The 5,789-nt window shown below is 71.3% G+C and carries 6 protein-coding genes and 1 tRNA gene; 1 reads left to right on the top strand and 6 read right to left on the bottom strand.

Annotated elements, in window-relative coordinates; all coding sequences use genetic code 11:
- Positions 1 to 91: transfer RNA gene (locus tag HUU95_RS06900), tRNA-Ser, on the bottom strand.
- Between the two features lie 98 nt (positions 92 to 189).
- Here HUU95_RS06900 and HUU95_RS06895 point away from each other — a divergent pair.
- Complete coding sequence (locus tag HUU95_RS06895; RefSeq protein WP_174279442.1) at positions 190 to 1,047, top strand: peptidylprolyl isomerase; 858 nt, start codon at positions 190 to 192, stop codon at positions 1,045 to 1,047.
- A 142-nt stretch (positions 1,048 to 1,189) separates the two neighbouring features.
- Here the strand turns inward: HUU95_RS06895 and HUU95_RS06890 are convergent, their stop codons facing one another.
- From HUU95_RS06890 to HUU95_RS06870, 5 genes are all read right to left on the bottom strand, one after another.
- Positions 1,190 to 1,774: an ABC-type transport auxiliary lipoprotein family protein gene (locus HUU95_RS06890; RefSeq protein ID WP_174279441.1), complete on the bottom strand. Its 585-nt coding sequence runs from the start codon at positions 1,772 to 1,774 to the stop codon at positions 1,190 to 1,192.
- Positions 1,771 to 2,739 (bottom strand): MlaD family protein, encoded by a 969-nt coding sequence (locus HUU95_RS06885; protein WP_174279440.1) that lies wholly within the window; start codon positions 2,737 to 2,739, stop codon positions 1,771 to 1,773. Before HUU95_RS06885 ends, HUU95_RS06890 begins: the two co-directional genes overlap by 4 nt.
- On the bottom strand, positions 2,740 to 3,624 hold the full coding sequence (locus tag HUU95_RS06880; protein ID WP_174279439.1) for an ABC transporter ATP-binding protein: 885 nt from the start codon (positions 3,622 to 3,624) through the stop codon (positions 2,740 to 2,742). It abuts the gene before it with no gap.
- Positions 3,624 to 4,730 carry an ABC transporter permease gene (locus tag HUU95_RS06875; RefSeq protein WP_174279438.1) on the bottom strand — a complete coding sequence of 369 codons (1,107 nt, stop codon included), beginning with the start codon at positions 4,728 to 4,730 and terminating at the stop codon, positions 3,624 to 3,626. The genes HUU95_RS06880 and HUU95_RS06875 overlap by 1 nt, the downstream gene beginning before the upstream one ends.
- Positions 4,731 to 4,951: 221 nt before the next feature.
- Positions 4,952 to 5,789 (bottom strand): DUF445 domain-containing protein (locus HUU95_RS06870; protein WP_174279437.1); only part of this gene is annotated, 838 nt, incomplete at its 5' end.

Raw genomic sequence — 5,789 nt, 5'->3', positions numbered from 1 at the left:
TGGCGGAGCGGGAGGGATTCGAACCCTCGATACGCTTTTGACGTATACTCACTTTCCAGGCGAGCGCCTTCGACCACTCGGCCACCGCTCCGCATACGCTGGAAGGCGGCTCGCTAGCGGCTCGGGGGCCGGGCCGCAAGACGGCACGGGCGGTTGCGCGGGCGCGGGCGGTGGGGCACGCTCGCGTCCATGCTTCCACTCCTGCTCCTTGCCGCCGCCCCGCAAGCCACCGCCGCGCCGCCGTCACCCACCGATCCGATCGAGGCGGACTGGCGCGCGATCCCGGACGACCAGCTGCTGGTGATGGAGCTGGCCGGCGGCCGGCGCGTGGTGATCCGGCTCGCCACCACCTATGCGCCCGAGCACGTCGCCAACATCCGCCGGCTGGCGCTCGCGCATTGGTGGGATGGCACCAGCATCTATCGGGTCCAGGACAATTGGGTGACGCAATGGGGCGGCTCACCCACCGACGCGGAGACCAAGCCGTCGCCGCCGGGCCTGGCGGCGCGACCGGCGGCGGAGTTCGACCTGGCCGGGGGATTTCACGCGGCGCAACGACTGCCGGTGACGGATGCCTACTCCGCGGCGAGCGGCATCACCGCCGACGGCTGGGCGATCGCGTCGCGCGGCCCCGCCGCGTGGCTGACCCACTGCTACGGCACGGTCGGCGTCGCGCGCGACGCGCTGCCCGATACCGGGAGCGGCACGGAGCTGTTCATGCCGATCGGCGGCTCGGCGCGACGGCTCGATCGCAACTACACGATCGTCGGTCGGGTGATCGAGGGCGCCGGTTATCTCTCGGAGCTGCCGCGCAGCGACGCGGCGATGGGCATGTACGCGACAAGCGGGGAGCGGCTGCCGATCGCGAGCGTGCGGCTGGCCAGCGACCTGCCGGCCGGGCAGCGCCCGCACTACCAGTACCGCGCGGCGGACAATTCCCGCTTCGCCGCGATGCTCGCCGCGCGCGCCGATCCCAAGCCGCCGACGGTCGGGCTGGGCGGGGTGGACGTGTGTGACGTGCCGCTGGCGACGCGCAAGGCGCCTTGAGGGGCGTGGAAGGTCACGCCGGTGACGGGGGATCTGTGACTTTTCGGCCGGCACCTCTCCGCCGGCTCGGCCGGTGTAGTCAGTGGCGAGCGTGTAGGACAGATGCAGCGGGACCCCGGCTCAAGGCCAGCGTGACGAGTAGCTACGGCGCGCGCACCCAATCGGCGACCTGCGCCGCGACCTGATTGGCGGCGTCGTTGAGCGCGGGGCCGGCGCTGGCGGCGTCGATCGCGGGGACGGGGACGCGCGCCTCGAAGCGGCGCTTCTCGACGCGGGTCTGGCCGGCGCGGATCAGCGTCGCGTCATAGGTGACGACCGCGCTCGACGAGCCGGCGTCGAGGCCGAATGCCTTGAGCTCGCCGCCCAGCGCCGCGCTCGGATCGGACAGCGACTGCACGCCCGACAGCACCACCAGATTGGCGCGCGCCGTCACCGTATCGGCCAGCAGCCGCGCGAACAGCCGCGCGGGCGGCTCCGACCAGAGCGCGTCCTTGACATAGGCGATCGTCGTCGGCGTCGCCTGGACCGGCACGCGCGGGGTCGCGAGCGCGGCGGCGGTGGCGGGAACCTGCACCACGATCGAGCGCTGCGTCGCGGAGTTCTGCTGCGTGCCGGGCGCCACGACGGCGGCCGGGCTGAGCGTCAGCAGCGAGGGCGGCGGCTTGGCGCCGAAGCTGATGCAGCCCGCGAGCGGCGCCAGGGCGAGCAGGACGAAGGGATGCTTCATGGACGCTTGCCCTTGTAGTCGGGGAGCTTGGACGAGCCGATCAGCGCGCCGGCGCCGCCCTGATCCAGCTTCTCGGCGACCGACGACAGCGAGGTCGCGGTCACGCGCAGGTCGTGGACGAGCTGGTTCGCCTCCGGCACCGTCTGGCGCGAGAAGGTGTTCAGCCCCGGCTTGGCCGCGCCGATCACCTCGTTCAGCGTATCGGCGGATTTCTTGGCGGAGGCGATCGCGCCGTTGAGGTTGGCGATCGTCGGCGTCACCTGGTTGGCGAGCAGGCCGTTGGTGGTGGCGGCGAGGTCGCCGATCTTCTGGCTGGCGTCGCCCGCCTGCTGGACCGCGACGCGGGTCTGCGCCAGCGTCGCCGCGATCTCCGGCCCGCGATCGGCGAGCGCGGCGGACAGCCGGTCGGTGTTGGCGAGGATGCCCTGGATCGACGACTGGTTGCGGTCACCGAGCAGCTTGGTCAGCCGGTCGGTCAGGTTGGTGACATTCTCCAGCAGCTTGGGCGCCGACGCGAGCAGCGCGCCGAAGCCGCCGGGCTTGGGGGGGATGACGGGGATGCCGAGCGGGCAGGCGGGGCTGGGATCCTCCGATGGGCAGCCGATCGGCGCCGCGCCGCGCACCGCGCCGTCCAGCGCCACCGTGCACGTGCCCGTGAAGCTGCACGAGGCGGACGCGTGCGTGCCCTGCAGCACCGGCGTCTCCTCGTCGACCTTGATGCGCACGCGCACCAGATCGGGATCGGGCTTCCACAGCTCGATGTCCTTGACCACGCCCGACGGCACACCCGAATAGGAGACCTGCGATCCCTTGGTGAGCCCGTCGACCGACTGGCGGAAGAAGATGTCATACTCCTTCTCGTGCTTGCCGCCGATCCGCGCCAGCCAGACGGTGAACAGCGCCAGCATCGCGAGCAGGATCAGCACCACCGAGCCGACCAGCACGTGGTTGGAACGGGTTTCCATCTAATGTGCCCTCATCTTGGCGGAGCTGATGCCCGCGTCGCGATCCTGCTCGTCGCGGACCTCCGTCGGATGCGCCGCCGCCTGCGCCTGCGCGCTCCCGTGCGCCTCGACGCTCGCCACGGCCGCGCGGCCGCGCGGCCCGCGGAAATATTCCTGGATCCAGGGATGATCGAGCGCCAGCAGCTCGTCGATCGTGCCGACCGCGATCACCTGCTTGTCGGCGAGCACGGCGATGCGGTCGCAGATCGCGTAGAGCGTGTCGAGATCGTGGGTGATGAGGAACACCGTCAGCCCCAGCGTCTTCTGCAGCCCCTGGATGAGCTGGTCGAACGCGGCGGCGCCGATCGGGTCCAGCCCGGCGGTGGGCTCGTCGAGGAACAGCAACTCGGGGTCGAGCGCCAGCGCGCGGGCGAGGCCGGCACGCTTCTTCATGCCGCCCGACAGCTCGGCCGGGAACTTGGGCGCGGCGTCGGCGGGCAGGCCGGTCATCACCACCTTGTACGAGGCGATCTCGTCCAGCAGCGCGTCGTTGAGGTCCGGGTAGAACTCGCGCAGCGGCACCTCGACATTCTCGGCGACGGTCAGCGTCGAGAACAGCGCGCCGCCCTGGAACAGCACGCCCCAGCGCTTCCTGATCTCGACCGCGTCCGTCTCCTCGCGCCCGATCGTGGGCTCGCCGAACACGGTGATGTCGCCCGCCAGCGGCGTCTGCAACCCGATGATCGAGCGCATCAGGACGGACTTACCCGTGCCCGAGCCGCCGACCACGCCCAGGATCTCGCCGCGCTTGACGCTGAGGTCCAGCCCATCGTGCACGATCTGGTCGCCGAACCCGTTGCGCAGGCCACGGACCTCGACCACGGTGTCGTCGCGCTTGCGGGGCATCAGACCCACCCCACCCAGGTGAAGAACACCGCGAAGAAGGCGTCGAGGACGATCACCATGAAGATCGCCTGCACCACCGCCGCCGTGGTGCGGTTGCCGACCTGTTCGGCGTCGGCCTCCACCAGCATGCCCTGGAAACAGCCGGCGACGGCGATGATCGCGCCGAACACCGGCGCCTTGATCAGGCCGATATACAGGTCGGTGATCGGCACCACCTCGCGGATGCGCTGGATATAGGCGGCGGGCGGGATGCCCAGCGTGGTCCAGACCAGCAGGCCGCCGCCGATCAGCGCGACCAGCGACGCATAGAAGCCGAGCAGCGGCATCAGCAGGATCGCCGCCATCACGCGCGGCACCACCAGCGCCTCCATCGGCGACACGCCGATGGTGCGCATCGCGTCGATCTCCTCCGTCAGCTTCATCGTGCCGAGCTGCGCGGCGAAGGCGGAGCCCGAGCGGCCGGCGACCATGATCGCGGTCATCAGCACGCCCATCTCGCGGAAGGTGAGCCGCCCGACCAGGTTGATGGTGAAGCTCTCCGCGCCGAACTGCGCGAGCTGCACCGCGCCCTGCTGCGCGATGACCATGCCGATCAGGAAGCTCATCAGCCCTATGATGCCGAGCGCGGTGACGCCCACCACCTCGAAGCGTTGCACGGTGGCGTTGTAGCGGAACCGTCCCGGATGGCGGATCACCGCCAGGAAGGCGAGCGTGGTCGCGCCCAGGAAGCCGAGCAGGCCCACGAAGGTGCGCCCAGCCGCGACCGTCGCGTCGCCGATCTCGCCGATCAGATGGATCAGCCCGGACGGTTGCTTGGGCGGCAGCGACACCGGCTGTTCGGCGGCGATCACCTGATCGAACAGCCGCTGGTCGTCGGCGTCCAGCCCTTCCACCACCGCCTCGTGGCGGATGGCGAAGCGGTGCACCAGCCAGGCGCCGACGGTGTCGATGCGGTCGATCCCGCTCAGGTCGACCCGCTTGAACGCGCCGTCGACCTTGTCCAGCCGCTCCGGCAACGCGCCCAGCCGGGCGAGCGACAGGTCGCCACGGAAGCGCACGGTGCCGCCGTCCGCCCGGTCCTCGCTGAACTCAGCCATCGCCGCCATCGCGCGCCTCCTTGGCAGGCGCGCGCGGGCGGGGCAAGCGCGGTGAACGGGTTGTGAATGGCAGGGCTCCCCTCCCGCGAGCGGAAGGGACGAGGGGTTGCTCCCCTCCCGCACGCGGGAGGGGGCTGGGGGGTGGGCTCCGCGCTCGACCGGGGTACTCGCCTCACGATGGGAGAGCCCACCCCCAACCCCCTCCCGCGAGCGGGAGGGGGCTCTCCCGATTACCCCAGCACCATGTCCACGCCGTGGATCAGCAACCCGACCAGCCCGCCCACCAGCGTGCCGTTGACGCGGATGTACTGGAGGTCCTTGCCGACCGCGTTCTCCAGCCGGCGCGTGATCGTCGCGGTGTCCCAGCTTCGTACCGTGTCGGAGACCAGCCGGACGATGCCGTCGCCGTAATCCGCCGCCGCGCCCACCGCCGCGCGGCGGACGAAGCGGTTGATCGTGGCGGCCAGCCGGCGGTCGTCGCGCAGCGTCTCGCCGATCTGGCGCAGCACATCGCCCAGCCGCCCGCGCATCGCGGCTTCCGGATCGCGCGCGATCGCCAGCAGGCCGGCGCGCGCCTGTTCCCACAATCCGTCCAGGAAGCGCTGCATCGCCGGATTGGCGATCAGCGCCGCCTTGGCGCCCTCCACCCTCGCCTGCACGGCCGGATCGAAGCGCAGGTCCCAGGCCAGCCGCGCGAGCCCGTTCTCCGCGCGCAGCCGCAGCGGGTGTTCGGGATCGGCGGCCATGTCGGCGAGCAGGCCCGACAGGCCATCGATCAGGCGATTGGACACGGTCTCGTCCAGTCCCGTCCAGCGCAGGATCGAGCCCACCTTGTCGTGGACGATCTGGCGGATCAGCGGCTCGTTGTCGGCGAGCGCGGCGCCGGCCCAGCCGATCGCGGCGTCGAGCAGCGGCAGGTGGCGATCCTCCGCCATCGCCGCCTTGAGCAACTGGCCCGCGACGGGCGCGACCTCCGTCTCGGTCAGCCGCCTGGCGACCGCGCTCTTGACCAGCCCGCCAAAGCGCTGCGGATCGAGCGCGTCGAGCACCTGCGCCGCCAGCCTGGAG

The sequence above is a fragment of the Sphingomonas bacterium genome (assembly GCF_903643065.1).
GTDB lineage: Bacteria > Pseudomonadota > Alphaproteobacteria > Sphingomonadales > Sphingomonadaceae > Sphingomonas.
The sequence above is the reverse complement of the archived record's forward strand: the minus strand, read 5'-3'. Positions and strand labels throughout refer to the sequence as shown.

Excerpts from the sequence above, each read along its gene's own strand:
- HUU95_RS06895 (WP_174279442.1), top strand. The coding sequence starts at position 190 with ATGCTTCCACTCCTGCTCCTTGCCGCCGCCCCGCAAGCCACCGCCGCG.
- HUU95_RS06890 (WP_174279441.1), bottom strand. The coding sequence starts at position 1,774 with ATGAAGCATCCCTTCGTCCTGCTCGCCCTGGCGCCGCTCGCGGGCTGC.
- HUU95_RS06885 (WP_174279440.1), bottom strand. The coding sequence starts at position 2,739 with ATGGAAACCCGTTCCAACCACGTGCTGGTCGGCTCGGTGGTGCTGATC.
- HUU95_RS06880 (WP_174279439.1), bottom strand. The coding sequence starts at position 3,624 with ATGCCCCGCAAGCGCGACGACACCGTGGTCGAGGTCCGTGGCCTGCGC.
- HUU95_RS06875 (WP_174279438.1), bottom strand. The coding sequence starts at position 4,730 with ATGGCGGCGATGGCTGAGTTCAGCGAGGACCGGGCGGACGGCGGCACC.